Annotated in this window: 14 protein-coding genes and 1 pseudogene; 6 read left to right on the top strand and 9 right to left on the bottom strand. The window is 70.9% G+C overall.

All coding sequences use genetic code 11. The features are described 5' to 3' along the window. Nucleotides 1-10: 10 nt before the first annotated feature. Together N6H00_RS03225 and N6H00_RS03230 are read right to left on the bottom strand one after the other, a co-directional pair. Entirely contained in the window at nucleotides 11-1318 is a 1308-nt protein-coding gene (locus N6H00_RS03225) for an acyltransferase family protein (protein ID WP_268969990.1), read from the bottom strand. Beyond that, on the bottom strand, nucleotides 1315-3654 hold the full coding sequence (locus N6H00_RS03230) for a glycosyltransferase (protein ID WP_268969991.1): 2340 nt from the start codon (nucleotides 3652-3654) through the stop codon (nucleotides 1315-1317). Before N6H00_RS03230 ends, N6H00_RS03225 begins: the two co-directional genes overlap by 4 nt. Before the next feature lie 600 nt (nucleotides 3655-4254). Between N6H00_RS03230 and N6H00_RS03235 the strand changes: the two genes are divergently transcribed. Further along, nucleotides 4255-5436 carry an FAD-dependent monooxygenase gene (locus tag N6H00_RS03235; protein WP_268969992.1) on the top strand — a complete coding sequence of 394 codons (1182 nt, stop codon included), beginning with the start codon at nucleotides 4255-4257 and terminating at the stop codon, nucleotides 5434-5436. Between the two features lie 53 nt (nucleotides 5437-5489). On the opposite strand, the gene N6H00_RS03240 is transcribed toward N6H00_RS03235, so the two are convergent. Continuing rightward, entirely contained in the window at nucleotides 5490-6344 is an 855-nt protein-coding gene (locus N6H00_RS03240) for an ABC transporter permease (protein ID WP_268969993.1), read from the bottom strand. Continuing rightward, nucleotides 6341-9052, bottom strand: a complete 2712-nt coding sequence (locus tag N6H00_RS03245; RefSeq protein ID WP_268969994.1) for a CocE/NonD family hydrolase — start codon at nucleotides 9050-9052, stop codon at nucleotides 6341-6343. The genes N6H00_RS03240 and N6H00_RS03245 overlap by 4 nt, the downstream gene beginning before the upstream one ends. A 167-nt stretch (nucleotides 9053-9219) precedes the next feature. Between N6H00_RS03245 and N6H00_RS03250 the strand changes: the two genes are divergently transcribed. Together N6H00_RS03250 and N6H00_RS03255 are read left to right on the top strand one after the other, a co-directional pair. Beyond that, nucleotides 9220-10488 carry a VWA domain-containing protein gene (locus tag N6H00_RS03250; protein ID WP_268969995.1) on the top strand — a complete coding sequence of 423 codons (1269 nt, stop codon included), beginning with the start codon at nucleotides 9220-9222 and terminating at the stop codon, nucleotides 10486-10488. Then, nucleotides 10488-11354, top strand: coding sequence for a hypothetical protein (locus N6H00_RS03255; RefSeq protein WP_268969996.1), 867 nt, complete (start codon nucleotides 10488-10490; stop codon nucleotides 11352-11354). Before N6H00_RS03250 ends, N6H00_RS03255 begins: the two co-directional genes overlap by 1 nt. 156 nt (nucleotides 11355-11510) lie before the next feature. Here N6H00_RS03255 and N6H00_RS03260 read toward each other — a convergent pair. Continuing rightward, nucleotides 11511-12047 (bottom strand): annotated as a pseudogene (locus N6H00_RS03260) (TerD family protein); the annotation flags it as partial. 153 nt (nucleotides 12048-12200) lie between these two features. Between N6H00_RS03260 and N6H00_RS03265 the strand changes: the two are divergent. After that, on the top strand, nucleotides 12201-12569 hold the full coding sequence (locus tag N6H00_RS03265; RefSeq protein WP_268969998.1) for a BlaI/MecI/CopY family transcriptional regulator: 369 nt from the start codon (nucleotides 12201-12203) through the stop codon (nucleotides 12567-12569). A 173-nt stretch (nucleotides 12570-12742) separates the two neighbouring features. On the opposite strand, the gene N6H00_RS03270 is transcribed toward N6H00_RS03265, so the two are convergent. Further along, nucleotides 12743-13222 (bottom strand): general stress protein, encoded by a 480-nt coding sequence (locus tag N6H00_RS03270; RefSeq protein ID WP_268969999.1) that lies wholly within the window; start codon nucleotides 13220-13222, stop codon nucleotides 12743-12745. A 325-nt stretch (nucleotides 13223-13547) separates the two neighbouring features. Continuing rightward, nucleotides 13548-13883 carry a hypothetical protein gene (locus tag N6H00_RS03275; RefSeq protein WP_268970000.1) on the bottom strand — a complete coding sequence of 112 codons (336 nt, stop codon included), beginning with the start codon at nucleotides 13881-13883 and terminating at the stop codon, nucleotides 13548-13550. 122 nt (nucleotides 13884-14005) lie between these two features. On the opposite strand from N6H00_RS03275, the gene N6H00_RS03280 reads away from it, so the two are divergent. Then, nucleotides 14006-14374: an arsenate reductase family protein gene (locus N6H00_RS03280; RefSeq protein ID WP_268970001.1), complete on the top strand. Its 369-nt coding sequence runs from the start codon at nucleotides 14006-14008 to the stop codon at nucleotides 14372-14374. Nucleotides 14375-14534: 160 nt separating this feature from the next. On the opposite strand, the gene N6H00_RS03285 is transcribed toward N6H00_RS03280, so the two are convergent. Then, nucleotides 14535-16172: an AMP-binding protein gene (locus tag N6H00_RS03285; RefSeq protein ID WP_268970002.1), complete on the bottom strand. Its 1638-nt coding sequence runs from the start codon at nucleotides 16170-16172 to the stop codon at nucleotides 14535-14537. Between the two features lie 278 nt (nucleotides 16173-16450). On the opposite strand from N6H00_RS03285, the gene N6H00_RS03290 reads away from it, so the two are divergent. Further along, on the top strand, nucleotides 16451-17431 hold the full coding sequence (locus tag N6H00_RS03290; protein WP_268970003.1) for a hypothetical protein: 981 nt from the start codon (nucleotides 16451-16453) through the stop codon (nucleotides 17429-17431). A 94-nt stretch (nucleotides 17432-17525) separates the two neighbouring features. Here the strand turns inward: N6H00_RS03290 and N6H00_RS03295 are convergent, their stop codons facing one another. Beyond that, entirely contained in the window at nucleotides 17526-18926 is a 1401-nt protein-coding gene (locus N6H00_RS03295) for a M28 family metallopeptidase (protein ID WP_268970004.1), read from the bottom strand. Nucleotides 18927-19254 lie beyond the last annotated feature (328 nt).

The raw sequence follows: 19254 nt of genomic DNA on the forward strand, positions 1-19254 counted from the left end.
GGAGGTGTGTTCACGGCGTCCGCGCGGCCTCCGGATAGAACTCGCGGGAGCCGCCCTGGCCGTCCTTGAGCTTGCCGAGCAGGCTCGCCGGATACTCGATGACCCAGTAGCTCACCGCGGCGGCGGCCACGGCCACCACCAGCACGATGACCACGGCCAGCGGGAAGCCCTCCGGCCCGTCGGGGGGCAGCAGCCCGGCGTTGTACAGGGCCAGCATGATCGGCTCATGCCAGACGAACAGGCTGTAGCTGGCCAGGCCGACACCGGTGAGCCAGCGGGCCGTGAGCCAGGAGTGCCACCGGCCCCGCCGCCGCACATGGATGGTGCTGTACAGCAGCACCATCCACAGCAGGGCGGACAGCGGATGGAAGAAGGTGGTGGGGAAGTCCTCCGCCTCCGTACCGGTCAGCGACAGCAGGTACAGCCCCGCGATGGCGGCCACCCGCAGCGGGATCGCCACCTTCCCGTCGAGCCGTCCCCGCTCGCCGAGGGCGACCATCAGCACCGCGAGGCCCATGCCCACCGCGAACCCGCCGAAGCGCGCCTGCGGACCGAAGTACACCGGCCATTCGGTGTGCGGTATCTCCAGCCCGTAACGGGCCACGGCGATCCACACGAACGGCCCGATGTACAGCAGGGCGCATCCCGCGGCGCACACCGCCACCCGGCTGGATCGCCGGCGCAGCGGACGGCAGGCGCGGACGGCCAGGGGCCCGAGCACCACCATGGCCAGATAGAACATGATTTCCAGCGACAACGACCAGGTGGGGCCGATCGTGTAGAAGATCTGCTCCTTGTCGAAGACCTGGGTGAAGGTGAGATGGCGCAGCAGATCGGACCACTCGCCGGGCAGGGTGGGGTTGCGGGTGGCCCAGATGAACAGGATGGCCAGGAAGTACAGCGGGACGATGCGGATGGCCCGCCGGAAGAGGAACACCCGGCCCGGCCGGGTCGAGCCCCCGTCGATCGCCGCCCGCGCGTACGACAGCGTCAGCAGATAGGCGGACAGGACGAAGAAGAGGTCGATGACCTCCAACGACACCAGCGCGTTGGCGTACCGGTTGGGCACCGGTGAATGGGCGCCGTCCCGGTCGTAGGTGAAGTACTGCTGCCAGACGTGGAAGACGACCGTCAGGAGCGCCGCCATCCCCCGGAAGCCCTGGAGCTCCGCGCTCCTGCGGTTCGGGGAGGACGCGCCCTTGGCGGACGTACCCTTTGCGGAAGCGCTCGGGACGGACGTGCTCGGGACGGACGTGGCCTTCGGCCGCGGCCGGCCGTTGACCGCGGTGGGGGCGGCCGGCGTGGACACCGTGCTCATATCCGCTTCACCGCCTTCTCACCGGGCCGCGGGGTGACCCGCCACTGGCGGTCCCGCAGCACCTCCTTGAGGAGCGACTGGCGGGCCACGATGTTCTTGAAGTGGCTGTAGAAGAAGGTCGACACCAGCAGGTACCGCCAGAACCAGGCCCGGTGGCGGCGCAGTTCGGGCGCCGCCAGCCGCCAGGCGAACAGCGCCTGCACCACCCCGGCGGACAGCGTGAACAGCGTGGCCAGCAGGCAGACCGGCACCGCCCAGTCGAGCTGGTCCACTCCCCCCGCCCGCCACGCCGAGTACAGCAGTACGGGCAGGATCTGCAGGGTCAGCCACGGCTGGAGCTCACGCCAGCCCAGCAGCACCAGCAACCCCGCCTTCTGCCGCCTGGTGAACGCGGAGGAGCGCAGCGCGCGCCACAGGTACTTGAGCGACACCTGGAGCCAGCCCTGTGCCCAGCGCGACCGCTGGTTCCACAGCGCCTTGAGGGTGGTGGGCGCCAGTTCGCGGGAGATGAGCGTGCGGTCGGTGGCGATCCGGGCGCCCTCGTGCAGGGCGCGCATCGAGGAGTCGATGTCCTCGGTGAGCATCGTGCCGTGCATCCGGGTCCGGGCGAGCAGGTCGGTGCGCCAGAAGCCGTTGGAGCCGCCGAAGACACCGAAGGAGTAGAGCCGGGTCCGGCCCGGGTGGCTGACGGCGTAGATGGCCTCGAACTCCACACCCACCAGCTTGGACACCCAGGAGCTCTCGCCGTTGCGGATCACGCAGTGGCCCTGGACCACGTCGTAACCGTGGGACAGCCAGTGCCAGGCGTGCTGGAAGGCGTCGGGGGCCGGGTGGTGGTCCGCGTCGAAGATGCCGACGAACTCACCGCGCACCCGGGTGACCGCGGCGTTGACGTTCTGCGCCTTGGAGGTGCTGCCCGCCACCGGCATCAGCACCAGTCGCGGGTCGCGGCGGGCCATCTCCCGCAGGGTCTCCTCGACGGGCATGGGGTGCGGCGTGTTGTACGCGAGCACGATCTCCAGCTCGTTGGGGTAGTCCAGGCGCAGGAAGGACTCGATGGTGTCGACGATGGTCGCGGCCTCGTTCGGCAGATAGGCGGCGATGACCGCGCTGGCCGGTGGATACGGCTGGGCGGGCCGTTCGGGCCGGGGTTCGGCGTCGAGCGAGAAGAGGCACTCCAGCACGATCAGCCCGGCGGAGAGCACCAGGCCGGACACCACGATCCAGTAGGCGGCCGAGCCGATGTCCCAGCCCAGCTCGTACATCCGCTGGTAGAAGAGGAAGGGGATGCCCACACCGACGAGCAGCACCAGTAAGGGCGAGAGCACCGACAGCGAGGTGCGCAGCGCGGCGGCGAGCGGGCGCCGCCGGCGGCGGTGGCTGCCGCGCATCCACGCCGCGTACTTGACCGGCCGCAGATCCCGGTGGCGGATGGATTCGTTGACCGCGTTCCGGGCGTTGGCGACGGCCTGGGCCCGGTCCGCGCAGTCGGCCAGCGGGGTCCAGCCGATCGCCGGGGTCAGCCGTACGTTCTCATCGGCGACCACGAAGCGGGTGCCGGCCACGGCGTTGGCGAACTTCTGGAGTTCGCGGCGCGCGGTGTCCTCGTCCACACCGGGCATCAGCATCAGCAGGTGGCCGTCGTCGTCCCAGCCGAGCCGGTCGCAGACGCCGCCCAGCTTCTCCGCCACTCCCGCGAGGCGTTCGGCGACCTCGCGGCGCACCCGCGGCCCCAGCCGGGCCTCGAGGGCGGCTATCTCGGCGACACCGACCATGGCGACGACACCGCCGCTGCGGCTGTCGTCGACCCGTTTGAGTTCCCGGTCGAGTTCGCCCAGGAAGTGAGGCTGGGAGTACAGGCCGGTGCGCGGGTCGAGCAGCAGGTTCTCGACGGGGACCGGGACCCGGCGCAGCTTCGCCTCGATCCGGGCGGAGAGTTCCACGGGATCGGAGCTGTCCGGTACGCAGTCGTCGGCGCCGCCGCGCAGCATGTCGGCGACACCGGTGGGGCCGGACGCGGAGGTGACCATGACCAGGGGGAGCGCTCGTCCCGCGGGCACGGAGCGGACCTCCTGAATCACCTCCAGCCCGTCGTGGGCCTCGTCCAGGGCGACGATCGCGTCCGGAGGGGACTGCCGTATCCGGCGGCCGACATCGCCGGGCTCCGCATGGCTCACCTCATGCCCGGTCGATATGAGTGTCCGTGTCAGCTGGTCGAGTCTGGGTCCCGGGGTGCCGACCGCCAGCACATGCCCGCTCGCTCCCGCCACCTCGCCGCGGGCGGCGGGTACGGGCTGCTGGGATTCGCGTGATCGTGGGTGGTGCGAAGTGAGCACCTGAGGGGTTCCTTTCGTGGGGAGACGTACGTCACCGAACGGGCCGTGGGGCGCGCGGACATTCCGGCCGGGGCATGACACACCACATGGCCCCTACGCATACGCGTACGGGCAGGCCGGATGACGGCGTCGCCGGGACGGCCGGGGCGATCGGCCGTTCGGTGGATGAGAGGCGGCTATGCCGCGGCCGTGGCCGATCCGCGCGGGCAGAGGTGAGGTCTCCGGCGGGATCTCGGGCAGGTGAGCGCGACGGCGGCAGGGCCTCTGGACACGCGTACGTGCTCCAGCGAGTAGCGCATATGGTCCCATCCTGTTCGGATCGTGGGGGGCGGACCGAACGTCACCAGTGCGAGTCGACCGGTCTTTTGGGCTGACCGGTCGGAAACTCCAGTCTCATCGATCACTACAGAACCACACAACACATCGAGGTAACACTCTCATTAATCAATGGCCGCGTTCCGCATGCCTGTTGAGCCCTATCGGAGCCCTGTCGGCGCCACGTCGGCTCGGCGTCGGTGCCGTGTCGGTGCCTCGTCGGTGCCGTGGACCAGTGTTTTCCCAGCACCACATGCGGTAGTTGAACGCGGAAGGGACAACGCCATGCGGAACACACGGGTCTTGATTTCCGGGGCGAGCATCGCCGGGCCCGCCCTCGCCTACTGGCTGGACCGATATGGCTGCCAGGTCACGGTCGTGGAGCGGGCCGCTGGGCCCCGGCCGGGCGGGCAGGCGATCGACGTGCGGGGCCCGGCGCTGGAGGTGTGCGAGCGGATGGGTGTGCTGGAGGAGATCCGCGCGCACCGCACCGGACTGCGCGGCATGTCGATGGTCGACGACGACGGGAAGGAGCTGTACAGCACCACCGAGCACACCGCCAGTGGCGGGGATCTCAGCCGCCCCGACATCGAGATTCTCCGGGACGATCTGGCCTCGGTTCTCCTCAGCGCGGGGGGTGACGGGATCGAGTACCTCTTCGGCGATTCGATCGTCTCGCTCGCCCAGGGCCCGGACGGGGTGGCGGTCACCTTCCGCCGGGGCACCTCGCGCACCTTCGACATCGTGGTGGCGGCCGAGGGGGTGCACTCCGCCACCCGGGCGCTGGTCTTCGGCCCGGAGGAGGACTACCTCCGCCATCTGGGGGGTTATCTGGGCGTGTGGACGGTGCCGAACTATCTGGGTCTGGACCGCTGGCAGGTCGTCTACGAGATGTCCGGCGGCATCTGGGGCGGCATGGTGATGAGTGTCCGCGACAACACCGAGGCCAGGGTCTACATCGGCGTCGAGTCGGACGAACCGCCCGCCCGGCTGCTGGGCTCCCGGAGCGTCTCGGAGCAGAAGCGGATGGTGGCGAAGTGGTACGAGAACGCGCGCTGGGAGATGCCCCGGCTGCTGGAGTACATGTGGGGGGCGCCCGACTTCCACTTCGACGCGGTGGCCCAGATCCATATGGACTCCTGGTCCCGTGGCCGGGTGGCCCTGCTCGGCGACGCCGGCTACTGCGGCTCGCCCATGGCCGGGCAGGGCAGCAGCGTGGCCCTGATCGGCGCCTATGTGCTGGCGGGCGAGCTGAAGACCGCCGATGGCGACCACACCGCGGCCTTCGCCGCCTATGAGCGCGAACTGCGCGACTACGTGGCCGCCAACCAGCGGCTCGCGCTGGCCAACAAGGACCGGCGGGAGGCACGGCGCGCCCTGGCCGGGCAGGAGCCCGACACCCACCCGACCAACATCCAGGGCTCCTTCTACGAGGTGGTCAACTCCTACACCATCAAGGACTACTGACGCGGGTCCGGGCGCCGTGGCCGCCTTGGGACCTCTCGTCCGGGAGAGCGCGGCTAGGACACCACGTCCTTGCGGGCGAAGCCACGGAAGGCGAGCGCGAAGAACACCAGCGCGTAGGCGAGGGACACCGAGACGCCCTTCACCATTCCGCCCCACTCCAGGTGGGGCTGGAGTGCGTCCGCCCACGCGAACTGCCAGTGCGAGGGCAGGAAGTCGCGCCACGAGCCGAGCGCGGTGACCGCGTCCAGCACATTGCCCACGATGGTGAGCCCCACCGCACCGCCCACCGCACCCAGCGGCGCGTCCGTGACGGTCGAGAGCCAGAACGCCAGGGCGGCCGTGACCAGCTCGGACAGGAAGATGTACAGCACCACGAGGGCGAGCCGGACCAGGGCGTCCCCGATGGGCAGCTCACCGCCCGTGGGAATCCGCAGCGGCCCCCAGCCGTACGCGACCGCGCCCACCCCGAGCGCGACCAGTGGCAGCAATACCATCGCGGCCGCGCTGAATCCGAGGGCGACCGCGAGCTTGCTCGCCAGCAGCCGGGCCCTGGGCACGGGCGCGGCCAGCAGATAGCGCAGCGAGGACCAGTTGGCCTCGGCGGCCACGGTGTCACCGCAGAACAGTGCCACCGGCACGACCAGCAGAAAGGCGGCCGAGACGAACAGCGCGGTGGCCGCGAGGTTGGCGCCGGAGGCGGTGGCCGTGTCCATCAGGCTGATCCGGTCGTCCCGCCCCTCGGGGGTGCCGCCGATGGCGAACGCCGCGACGAGGACGAACGGCAGCGCGGCCAGCACCACCGCCATCACCAGGGTCCGGCGCCGGCGCAGCTGCCGTACGGCCTCGACCCGCAGTGGCAGCGTGTGGCGGGCCCGGTAGCCGGGCGCGACCTGGGACGGGGAGCTCACGCGGATCCTCCTTCGATCAGCGTCAAGAAGGCCTCTTCCAGACGTCGGTTGGGCCCGAAGCTGGTCACCGGGATCTCCAGCCGCACCAGTTCGGCGAGCAGCCGCGCCGGCGCGGCCCCGTCGAGCTGGACGAGCAGCCCGTCGGCGGTGCGGCGGGCGGACCCGATGCCGGGCAGCGCGTTCACCTTGTCCACGAGGGCCTCGCTCAGCTCGCCCTCGTGGCCCACCAGCACACTGCCGCCGGTGCCGGTGATCTCGCCGACCGGGCCCGCCTGGATGAGCCGGCCCCGGTCCATGACGACCAGGTGGGTGCAGGACTGTTCGACCTCCGCCAGAAGATGGCTGGAAACGATCACCGTGCGGCCCGCCGCGGCGTACCGGATCATCACCTCGCGCATCTCGCGGATCTGCGGCGGGTCCAGGCCGTTGGTCGGTTCGTCGAGGATCAGCAGATCCGGCAGGCCCAGCATGGCCTGGGCGATGGCGAGCCGCTGCCGCATGCCCTGGGAATAGGTGCGCACGGCACGCTCCAGCGCGCTGCCCAGGCCCGCGATCTCCAGCGCCTCCTCACAATGGGCGTCGGCGGCGGGGCGGCCGGTGGCCCGCCAGTACAGCTCGAGGTTGGCCCTGCCGGTCAGATGCGGCAGGAAGCCCGCCCCCTCGACGAAGGCGCCGACGCGGGAGAGCACGGGCGCACCGGGCCTGATGGCCTGGCCGAAGACACGGATCTCACCGCCATCGGGGGTGATGAGCCCCATCAGCATGCGCAATGTGGTGGTCTTGCCCGCGCCGTTGGGCCCGAGGAGCCCGAGCACCTGCCCCTTCTCGACGCGGAAGGACAGATCGCGCACCGCGTAGCGGTCGGCGGACCTGGCGTAGCGCTTGCTCAGGCCGGTGATCTGGAGGGGGACGTCGGCCAGTTCGGGGTCGGGCGCGGGAGCGGCCGTACGCCGCCTGCCGGTCAGCAGCAGCGCGAGCGCCACCACGGCTCCGGCCAGCGGCAGCCCCCACACCCACAGGGGCAGCGGGGCGGGCTGGGTGTGCACCCCGGGCGCGGTGGGGACCGTCAGCTCGCCGTCCACCAGTCCGACGGTGTAGGTGGCGGGCTCGGCCGGGGAGGCGTAGGCGAGGTCTGTGGAGGCGAGGACGAGCCGCAGCCGATGGCCCGCGACGAGCTCGTGGTCGACGGCGGGCAGCCGGACGGTGACGGTACGGCCCTTCTTGGCACCGGTGACCCTCAGGGGCGCGACGAGCTGCTCGGGCAGCACCTGCTGCCCGTCGGGTCCCACGTCGTACGCCTTGGCGAAGAGGACGGCGTCCTCCGTGTCGGCCTTCACCCGCACCCGCACCTCGGGCGAGCCGGTGATCCGCAGGGTGCGGTCCAGCGGCGCCGAGTCGAACCGCGCGAACTGGCCGGGGATGTCGAGGGAGAGGCCGACGCCGAGCGAGGACGCCTGGGACAGCCCGGCCACGCCCGGCACCGTGGAGACAGAAGGCGGTCCCGCCCCGGGCGGGTTGGCGAACGACTGCTCACGTCCGCGCAGCGCCACCGTCCGTCTCCCGTCGCCGAGGCCCGGGTAGCGGTCGCCGGTGGCGCCGCGCAGCTGGAGCGCGCCGTTGGTGGTGTCGACGCCGCCGGTGCGGCTGATCCGGAAGGCGGGTCCGGTGTCGGTGCCCTGGTCGCCCTTGAGGTAGCGGTCGAACCAGGCGCGGGTGCGCGCCGCCACCCGTGAGGTCTCGCGGTCGCCGCCGTCATGTCCCCCGGCGGTCCAGTCGACGGCGACCGGCGCCCCGCCGGCCCGGATCGCCTTCGCCATGGCATCGGCCTGGTCGAGGGGGAAGAGGGAGTCGGCCTGGCCCTGGAGGATCAGGGTCGGGACCTTGATCCGGTCGGCGACGGCGGACGGGCTGCGTTCCTCGAGCAGCCGGCGGGCGGCGTCGTCGGGCTTTCCGGCGACCGCGACCCGCTCGTACATCTCGCACAGGTGCTTCTCGAAGCGGCCGCAGCTCCAGCCCTCCTGGTCCGTTGCCCGGTTGGCCACTCCCCCGCCGTCGCCGTCCTCGTTCCCCGCGCCCTCCGGGGCCTGGGTGAGGTCGGCCGACCCGGTGGTGAAGAACAACCCGGCCCACAGCTTCTTGTAGACACCACGGGGGAAGAGCGCGTCGGCGAGGTTCCAGTAGCTGATCTCGGGCGCGATGGCGTCCACCCGGCGGTCGTACCCGGCGGCCAGCAGGGAGATCGCCCCGCCGTAGGAGGCCCCGGCGACACCCACCCGGGGGTCGCCTTGGCCGTCGAGCCGCACCTCGGGGCGTTGGGCCAGCCAGTCGATCAGCCGCCGGACATCGGCCACCTCGTGGTCGGGGTCGTTGAGCCCGATCTTCCCGGTGGACCGGCCGAATCCGCGCGCCGACCAGGTCAGCACGGCATATCCGTCGCGGGCCAGCGCTTCGGCCCGGTCTCGTACGTCGTCCTTGCTGCCGCCGAAGCCGTGGCCGAGCAGGACCGCGGGCCTGCGGCCGGCGCCCGCCGTGAAGTACGAGGTGTCGATGCGCGCGCCCGGCATGTCCAGCACGCGGTCCTCGCGATGGACGGCCGGCCGGTCGTCGGGGGCGGCGACCGCCCAGGTGCCCGCGCCCACGAGGACGGCCGCGGCGGCCACGACGGCGGCCGGACGCAGGCCCCGCGGCCGGGTCTTTCGGAGTTTCATGTCTGAACCCTAGAAGCAGGAGGCGAACGCCGGAGCTGACATCAGACGGATTCTCGTCCCCTCCCCGGGGAGTACCCGGACACCCGCCGTACACCCGGCGCGGTATGCCCCGGGGCCCGGCATCCGGGCTTTTGGCGCCGCCTGATGATGCTCCATAAGATGCGGCGGTGATCATAAAGAAACGTCTGGCGACAGGCGCGTTGGGGCTGCTCGCGGCTCTCGCCTGCGGCCTGATATCCCCTCCCGCCGCCATGGCCGGTGAACCGTCGGCCGATTCCCCCAAGGTCGAGCTGGTGCTCGACGTCAGTGGCTCCATGCGGGCCCGCGACGTCGACGGCGCCTCCCGGATGGCGGCCGCGAAGCAGGCGTTCAACGAGGTGCTGGACGCCACACCGGAAGAGGTACGGCTGGGCATCCGCACCCTCGGCGCCAACTACCCGGGCAAGGACCGCAAGACCGGCTGCCAGGACAGCGAACAGCTCTACCCGGTGGGCCAGGTGGACCGCACCGAGGCCAAGGCGGCCGTCGCCACGCTGAGCCCCACCGGCTGGACGCCCATCGGACTCGCGCTGCGCGGGGCGTCCAAGGACCTCTCCAGCGGCGAGGGGACCCGCCGGATCGTACTGATCACGGACGGCGAGGACTCCTGCGGCCTGCCCGATCCCTGCGATGTGGCCCGGGAACTGGCCGCCCAGGGCACCCATCTGGTCGTCGACACGCTCGGGCTGACGCTGGACAGCAAGGTCCGCGAGCAGCTCAGCTGCATCGCCGAGGCCACCGGTGGCACCTATACCGCGATCCAGCACCGGGACCAGCTCTCCAGCCGTATCAAGCAGCTGGTCCGGCGCTCCGCCGACACCCCCGCGGAGGCACCCACGCCGGTACAGGGCGCCGCGGAGTGCGCCAAGGCCCCGTACCTGGGCTCCGGCCTCTACAGCGACCGGGAGAGCTTCGGCGAGCACCGCTGGTACCGGATGCGGGTGGCGCCGGGTCAGGAGCTGCGGGCCTCGGCGAGCGTGGCCGCGGACCGCGCCGTCGACCCCGACTACGGCGTTCTGCTGCGGGCGGTGACCCCGGGCGGCCGGGAGCTGGTGCGCGGCAGTGAGGCGGGCAGCGGCCGTACGGATGTCATCTCCAGCGGGCTGCGCTATCCGATCGCCGACGCGGACGACGACGAGGACACCACCGAACGGACCGTGTGCCTGGAGCTGAGCCAGTCGTTCTCCGCGCCCGCTTCCGTCAAGCGCACTCCGGGCCTTCCGGTGGAGCTGGCCGTCGATGTGGTCGGCAACGACGATTCGCCCGCCGACGTGGCCGCCTTCGGCCTGGGCCGCGGCTGGGTGCTGCTGGGCGTGCTCACCGTGGGCGGACTGCTCGTGGGGTTGCTGTGGGGCTGGCTGGCCCGCTGGCGTGTCACCGTCTGGAGGACCAACTGATGCGAGCCCTGCGTACCGTGGGCGCCGCGCTCACCCTGTGCGCCGCCGCCTGGCTGACCGCCGCCGCCCCGGCGGCCGCCGACAGTGCGGACGGCAAGGACGGCAAGGACGCGCCCACCGAGGCGGGCACGGACTTCCGTACCGCCACCGAGATCGAGCCGGGTCAGAAGGCCACCGCGGCGGCCTCCACCGGCGACTATCTGTACTGGGTGTTCCCGGCCGCCGCCGGGCAGGTCCCCAAGGTCGAGGCGACGCTGAAGCTGCCCGACGCGTCGAGCCGGCACGGCAGCGCCACCTGGCAGCTCGATGTCTACGACGGTCTGCGCCGCCACCAGGCGTGTGCCTCGGGCACACCGACGCGCAAGGCGGCCCAGCAGGACGAGTCGGTCACCGTCAGCTGCACCCTGCGCCAGGTGCGGTCCTGGTCCGAACGCTGGGCCAACGACCCGCTCCAGGGCGCCTATTACGTACGGCTCACCGTCGTCGACCTGCCCGATCAGGACCTCGGGCTGCCGATCGACGCCGAGGTCGAGGCGTCCGTGGGGGACACGGGCGGGGCACACGCCGACGGCGGGGACGTGACCCCGCTCAACCCGGTGCTACGGGCCGGCACGGCCCCCCAGACGGGCTCCGAGTCGACGGACGACACATCCTCGGCTTCCCCGTCGGGTGCCGAGGACGACGACAAGGACGGGGACGTGCCGCACGCGGTCGCCGAGCCGGAGGACGGCTGGGGCTCCGGCTGGTGGTCGGACCGATGGGTGTGGACCGTGATCGGCACGGCGCTGGCGGCACTCGCCGGGGTGGGCGGCTACACCCTCACCCGGGGGCCGCGATCCTCGGGCCGCCCACCAATCGACGCTTGACCCGATATCGAACCTATCCACCCCATCCGACCTATCCGTCCTACCTGTCTCGCCTGTCCCACCTGCCCCATCTGACCTGATGTCCGGAATCGGCGCGCGGTCCGCACGACAACCGTGCGGACCGCGCGCCGAACCGGGGCCCGTTCGCCCCGCTGCTCAGGAATAGTTCTTGCCCATGAGGTGTGCGAAGTCTTCGGGGGCCGCATCGAATCCACGAATAGCGCTCTGAATTCCCCATTCCCCCGAGTCGCCCCGGGTGAATACCGCGACCGTGGCGGCAGTGGCTTCCGAGACACCGGTGAAGTCGCTCTTAATGAGCTCGGTGTATCCGTCGAGAATCCGGACGCTGGTGTTCGGGACATCTCCGAACGTCTTCCGCCCCGAGCGCTGCTGGATGGCTATCCCGACGACCACCCGCGAGTATTCGGACGACAGCCGTTCGAGCTCGAGGGTCATGGACTCGTCGGTGCCCAAGCCCTGACCGGTACGGCTGTCCCTGTTGAGGTTGATGGTGCCGTCCGGTGAGCGGCTGTCGAAGTGGACGAGATACGCGGGCTCACCGTACGGATCCGCGGCGCGGTACGTCCCCGCCACGATGTCGAGATCGTTGGGCGGCTCGCCGGTGGGACTCGGATCCCACTTGAGCGCCACCTCGATTTTCCGAAGCCCCTTGTTGAGACCAGTCACCCGGACTTCCCTTCCCTGGAACCGTGGAGATGTTGAATGCGCGTGGCGTCAAGCCTATCGCGAGCAGGGCGAGTTGAGGTTTTTCCGACAGCCGCGTGCGGCACCCCGCCGAGGGGTCTCTACTATGGGCCTCCGTACTAACGGCGGAAGGAAGCGTCCATGCGACGGTTGGGGGAGCTCGAGGCGGAGATCATGGACCGCCTCTGGGCTTGGCAGCGTCCCACCACGGTGCGCGAGATCGTGGACGACATCAACGATCACCGCCCGGTCGCCTATACCACGGTGATGACCGTCGCCTCCATCCTCTACAACAAGGGCTGGCTGCTGCGCGCCAAGGAGGGCCGGGCCTGGGTGTACTCACCGGTCCGCAGCCGCGAGGAGTACACCGCCGCCCTGATGGAGGACGCGCTCAGCACCAGCGAGGACCGCTCCGCCGCCCTCACCCACTTCGTCGAGCAGATGGGTCCGGAAGAGGTCAGCGCGCTGCGCAAGGCCCTGCGGGCCGCCGGGCGGCGCACCCAGTCATGACCGCACGTCGACGGCCGCCGTTTGGCGCACTCTTTTTGCCAAGTGTTGACCGTTCCGTGGGTGTACCGGGCGCGTCACGCGCGATTCGGCCTCTATCGGCGCCGCCCGGAGTCACGCCTTTCCCCTAAGGCGGTTAGTACACGCACGGACCCCCGGGAGGCCGCCCGAGGCCCTCAGTCCTCCCGCATCGCGAGCCTGGCCAGCATGTTCTTCGCCTCCTCGGCCACCTCGGCATCCGCGACCACGTCATAGCGCGAGGCCACGATCTGGCTGCGGGAGGCGAAATCGCGCTGCCCTCCGGTCATGGCATGACCGACAAAACCAAAGATCGCGCCGAAAATCGCCCCATAGACGACACCGCTCACCAGCAGTGCGATCACACTGTGGGTCCCCGCGGCGAACACTGTCAGCAGCAGCCCGATGAGCAGCCCGAACCAGGCCCCCGTACCGGCCCCGGCCAGCGCGGCGCGGCCCCGGGTCAACCGTCTGAGGACCGTCTCGACCATCCGCAGATCGGTGCCGATGATGGCGATGTGCTCGACCGGGAACTTGTTGTCGGCCAGGAAGTCGACCGCGCGCTGGGCGCCGGCGTAGGTCGGGTACGAGCCGACGGCCGGACGGTCGACCGCCTCCGACGGCGGTTGCTGGGTCATCGCATGGCTCCCTCCGTCAAAGAGAGCGTGCGCCCGCTCCGCGCCCCTCGCAACGGGAGCCCCTCGGGGGAGAGCGGAAGAACGCCCGCGGACGGTTCACGCCGCCGGAATTCCCTCAGCACTCCCCGCGCCTTTTCCCGACCGGGACAACGGCGCACGATTCCCGGAAGCGGCCGGTTCCTTTCCGTCGTGCGGAAAGCAAGCGGGGAAGGTGAGCGGGGCCGGGCGGGACCTTACGGACGGATGTCGCGGGCGAGTGCCGCGATGTCCGCGGCGCTCGCCGGGGCCCGCCGCGCCCCCGAGGAGGCGCGGCGGGCCGGCGATGTCAGCGGCGAGTGGATCGGGGTCGGGCGGGGCCGGTGCGCTCGGTGTGGTCGGCGGGGCTGGTCTGATCGGTGTGGAGGAGGGAACGCACCATGCGGCAGGTGGTGGCGGAGGGCGGATGCACCCCGATCCGCGCCGCGGTGGAGCGTATCTTGCGGTTGGGCGCCTGCTCGGGGCGGTAGACACCGGAGTTGAGCAGCGCGATGGCCAGGCGCATGGCCTTCAGACGGCGGTTGTGGGACTCGTACCACTCACGCGGGCGCCCTGCGGGCATCCGCTTCTTCGGCAAGGTCGGAAAGCTCGGCAGATCCTGAAGAGGGGGTCCGGCAACGGCCATCGGCAGCCTCCTGAGATGGTCGGGAAACCTTCCCTTCAACTGCCTCCATTCTACGTCCGGGCACTGACAAAGTCCCCTGGTCAGGCGCCGTTCCGGGGCATTGTCGCGATACCGTGTGCGGCATGGAGATCTGGATCAATCCGGCATGCTCGAAGTGCCGTAGCGCGCTGACCCTGCTCGACGCGGAGGGCGCCGGCTACAGCGTCCGCCGCTATCTCGAGGACGTCCCCAGCCAGGACGAGATCCGAGCGGTGCTCGGCCGGCTCGGGCTGGAGCCCTGGGACATCACCCGGACCCAGGAGGCCGCCGCGAAGGAGCTCGGCCTGAAGGACTGGCCACGTGAGGAGGGCGCACGGGACCGCTGGATCGCGGCGCTCGCCGAGCACCCCAAGCTCATCCAGCGCCCCATCATCACGGCGGACGACGGTTCGGCGGTGGTGGGGCGTACGGAGGAGGCGGTACGGGAGGCGCTGTCCCGGTCCCGGGGGTGACCGGCGTGCGCGCGCCCCGGCGTCCCGTCGACGACACGGGAGGCCGGGGCGCGCGCGGTGCCCGGTACGGAAGCTGTCTCGGTACAGAAGCCGCCTCGGTACAGAAGCCGTCTCGGTGGGAGTCGCCTCGGTACGGAGCGGCCTCGGTGCGGTGGCCTGCTCAGCGGCGCCGCGAGGAGGCGGGCGGCTGCGGGCGCAGCAGGAACCGCTGCGTCTTGCCGCTGGAGGTCTTCGGCAGTTCGGCCACGAAGTGGACCTTCCGCGGATACGCGTGCTTGGCGTACCGCTCCCTGACCAGCTGCTGAAGCTCGGCGGCGAGCGCGTCGCCCGCCTCGGCGCCGGGGTACGGCACCACGAACGCCTCCACCACCTCGCCGTACTCCTCGTGCGGTACACCGACCACGGCGGCCTCCGCCACCGCGGCGTGCTCCAGCAGCACGGTCTCCAGCTCGAAGGGGCCGATGCGGTAACCCGCCATCAGGATGACGTCGTCGCCGCGCCCGGAGAAGAACAGATCGCCGTCCGCGTCCCGGGAGGCGGTGTCACCGGTGTAGAACCAGCGCCCGTCGGGGCTGAACTTGTCGGCGCTCCGCTCGGGGGCGCCGACGTAGCCCTTGAACCACATCAGCGGGGATTCGGCGATGTCCACCACGACCCGGCCGGGGACGCCGGTGCGGGCGGGCGCGGAGTTGGTGTCCTCGCGCAGCACCTTCACCTCCCAGCCGGGCAGCGGACGGCCCATGGAACCGGCCTTGATGTCGTCGCGCAGGGCCGGGTGCCAGGCGTGGGCGACCATCATGCCGCACTCGGTCGAACCGTAGTGGTCGCGCACCGGGACGCCGAGCGTCTCCCGCGCCCAGTCGACGACGTCCGGGGGCAGCGGTTCGCCGGCCGCGGAGCAGCAGCGCAGGCGCAGATCGCCGGGGGCGGGGATGCCGGAGCCGCGCAGCTTCCGGTAGACGGTGGGCCCGGCGGTGAAGTTGGTGACGCCGAACCGGGAGAGCACCTCCCAGGTGGACTCGGCCGAGAACAGGCTGTTCAGCAGCAACGCGCGCTGCCCGAGGGCGAGGGGGGCGATGATCGCGTAGTAGAGGCCGTACGCCCAGCCCGGGTCGGCGGCGTTCCAGAACACATCGGTGGGCCGGTGGTCCAGGCCGAACTGCTGGTACATCACGAAGCCCGCGACGGCCCGCAGCGGGATCGGGACGGCCTTCGGGGTGCCTGCGGTACCGGAGGTGAACAGCTCCACGATGAGCCCGTCGCCGCCCACGGCCACCGGCTCGGACAGCGGGGCCTGAGACTCGGCCAGCTCTGCGAAGGACAGATCGGACCCGGTGACGGGCCCGGTGGTGACGATCCGCCAGGGGCGCTCGTCGGGGAAGCCCGACTCCGGGTCCAGCTTGGACCGCTGATCGGCATCGGTGATCACGACCTTGGTGTCGTTGCCCTTGATCCTCAGCGCGATGGCCGGCGGGGCGAACGCGGTGAACAGCGGCACCTGGACGGCCCCGAGCCGCCAGATCGCGAGGGAGGCGACCAGCAGTTCGGCGGATTTGCCCATCAAGGTGGCGACGCGGTCGCCCACTCCGACTCCCAGGGCGGCCAGGGCACCGGCCATACGTGACGAGCGGTCACGAAGCTCCCCGTACGTCATGTCGTGGCCGGTCATGTCCTTGCCCACCACCGTGAACGCGACCGCGTCGTCCGGATGGCTGTCGCACAGCAGGTACGCGGTGTTCGCCGCAGGCTCACCGAAGGTCTTGAGCAGGTCAGCCATGCGCTGTTCTGGGCTGGTCAAGAGGGCTCCTAGTGCTGGTATCCACGAGTGGCGCCGGACGGGAGGAAGAACCGGCGCCCGGCTCGGGGAGCGCGGACGCGCCTGGCCCTCCGGGAGGGGCTGTTCCCGGGTGTGCCGCACCGAAGTCCCGGACCGGCGGCGGCCTCCCGTTGGCCTGTACACGCTATCGCGCTTCCGTATCGGCCCGGCAGCCGTACCCCGGTACCGAGACCGGGACGATATCGGCAGGCCGGAGCGGAGGGCGGTGGGTCGGGCACCGCGCAGGTAGCGTGGCCGCCATGTGTGTCTCCATGGACCGGGCCGCGTTCTCCGGCACGACGGTGTACGCCGGACGCCGCCACCATCCGGCACACGGTCTGATCCACGTCCTGGGCTACCAGAACACCCCGCACAACCTCGCCGACGGCCCCAACGCCATGCTGCTGCATCTGCCCGCCCTGCCCATGACCCGGGAGAACTTCCTCTCGGCCGGCCGCTGCCAGGACATCCTGACCCGGATGGTGGACGCGGTGCGCCGGTGCCCGGTGGCCGCGGACGACCAGATGGCCTGGATGGGATGGGAACCACGCCCGGCGGTCGAGGTGTTCGCCCACGACGTCTACACGGTGCTGAAGGACGAGGACCGGGCCCCGTTCGCCTGGGTGGTCGACGCTCATCCCGAGGACATCGACCTGGTGGACTTCCACCGCCCCGACGGTACCGCCCAGAAGATCACCATGGGCGACTACCGGCAGCTCAGCGATGCGCTGTTCCACGCCGGAGCCGACTCCGGCAGCCAGTACGAGTACCTCGACCCGGCCAACCGGCTGCACTTCTACGTGCTCGACCTCGAGCGCGACAGGTCCGGAGTGCTCTCGTACACCGTCGCCGTGCGGTCCCTCGACGGCGCCGGACCGCAGCGCCGCGGTCTGACGCTGCACCGCGGCCAGGCCACGGGGGACGCCTCCCACTCCCGGGCCGTGTGCACCTTCGGCCTCGACAACACCACACGCGCCACCGGCGGACCGGCCGGTGCGCCCGCCACCTCGGTGGACTCGGATGTCTACCGGCTGTCGGCGAAGGCCGTCGGCCGGGGCTGGTCCGCCTGGCTGCCCAACCGTCTCGCCACCGCCAGGGCGGGTGGATCGGTCGATGTCGAGGTGGCCGTGGCCGCGGAGAAGGACGCCGCACGGCAGGGCACGGTGGTCCTCACCGCCCGTTCCGAAAGCGATCCGCACCGGACCGCCAAGGCGCTGTGCCGGCTGTCGGGCCACCGGTAGCGCGCGACCGGTGACGGCCCGCCGGTAGAACGGATGGGTGGTGGCCCACCGGCACCCGGCGGGCCACCACCCGTGCGGTCGGTGTGCGGCGGTCCTATCGCGTCTCGTCGACCTTGGCCGTCTGGATGGGCACCCGGAGGGTGCCGGGCTCGCAGCCCGCCGTACCGGCGATGATCCGCGCCGCCCCCTTGGTGAGCGGCACCAGGCTCTGCTCGTCCACCTTGTCCGGGGTGTCCCGCGGATCGAAGATGTACATGGGCGTGGTGATCAGCTGCACCAGCGGCACGCCCGTGTAGTAGAAGTAGGCGCCGTCGGTGGCCGGGTTCGGCGCGAAGGCGGTCGGCGACAGAATCCACGAGCGGCGCAGGTCCTCCGCCGCCAGGGACTCGGCCACCAGACGCTCCAGCTCGGGCGCCTCAGTGGTGAACCACCAGCGCACCTCGGGGTCGTCAGTGGGCACGACCTCTCCGTCGACCACATCCGCCTGGCGTGCCGCGTGTTCCAGATGCATTTCCAGCACGACCTGGGGAAACAGCTCGGGATGGGCGGCGATGAACGCCTGTGTGCCCGCGGCGCCCGCCATATGGCCGGACGTCAGCACGAACAGCATGTTGTGCGGCCGCAGCTCCTGGGGCACCGACGCCCAGAACCTGGCCTGCGCCAGGACGAGCGCGACCCCGGAGGCGTCCTCCACGGCCGACGCCCAGGGACCGTCATGGTGCGATCCGACGATGACCCAGTGGTCGGAGGCGCCGGGCAGTGTGCCCACCACATTGTGGGTGGTCTCCTCGGTGATGGTGGCATCGGAGACGATCCGCCCCTCGCACTCCCCCGACGCCATCAGCTCGCGGACCCGCCGTCCGTCCTTGCCGCTCAGCCAGATGCCGGGGACGGAACGCGGTTCGGCGTCATAGGGCCAGTAGAAGTCGCTGGTCTCCCAGGGCAGTCCGGTGAGCAGGCCGACATAGGCCGTGGCGCCGTCCTTGATGGCGATGTCGAAGTCCAGCACATGGGGGAGGTCGAACGGCACGGTCTGCACGAGGTCGGGGAACACGCCCTCGGGGTCGTAGGAGCCGGTGGCGCGGGCCTGCACCTCGGTCTGCGGCAGGCGGGTGAAGCCGATCTCCTGGACCGCGATGGAGCCCCGCACCTCCCCGTCCGCCATCCGCACCAGCCGGCCCTCGGTGCCCTCGGTCGGGGTGGTGTACGGCAGCGCCAGTCCCTCGAAACGGATGAGCTCATCGGGCCGGCCGGCGGGCCAGATCTCGAAGGCGGCGGACCGCGGCCGCCAGATCGGCGTGGCCAGCGGCTCCAGCCGGACGTCCGCCAGCCCGATCTCCCGGAACTGTTCCGCGGCCCACTCCTCGGTCCAGCTGTCGGCCGGATAACCGGCGCGGCGGATGCCCTGGCTGACGATCAACTCGATCCAGGACATCATCTCCTTCGACGTGGGTGCCCGATCGATGTACTTCTCCAGCGCGGGCCAGCCGCTCATCGCCATCCTCCTCATCGCCAAGGTCCGATTCATGGTCGAAGGGCGGACTAAAGCTGGGCTAACGCGATGCCAGTGCGCCCCCCCTTTTTTTCGCGGCACCTTTTCCACCGCGCGAGAAGGTTCCACCGCACGCGTAGGCCAAGCCGGGCGTTAGGCCCACTTTGGTGACGGCGCAAATGATGGTCGCCGTATCCGAACAGGCCGCATGAGGTGGCTCAGCCGCAGGTCAGCGCCCGATTGAGGGTTGGGAGTCGAGTGTGCGTACCGAGAAGTCAGCGGAACGGGACCCGCGTGGCGCGGTCCGGCGGAGGAGGGGGAGCCGACGAGT

Source organism: Streptomyces sp. S465, from assembly GCF_026898115.1.
Classification (GTDB): Bacteria; Actinomycetota; Actinomycetes; order Streptomycetales; family Streptomycetaceae; genus Streptomyces; species Streptomyces luomodiensis.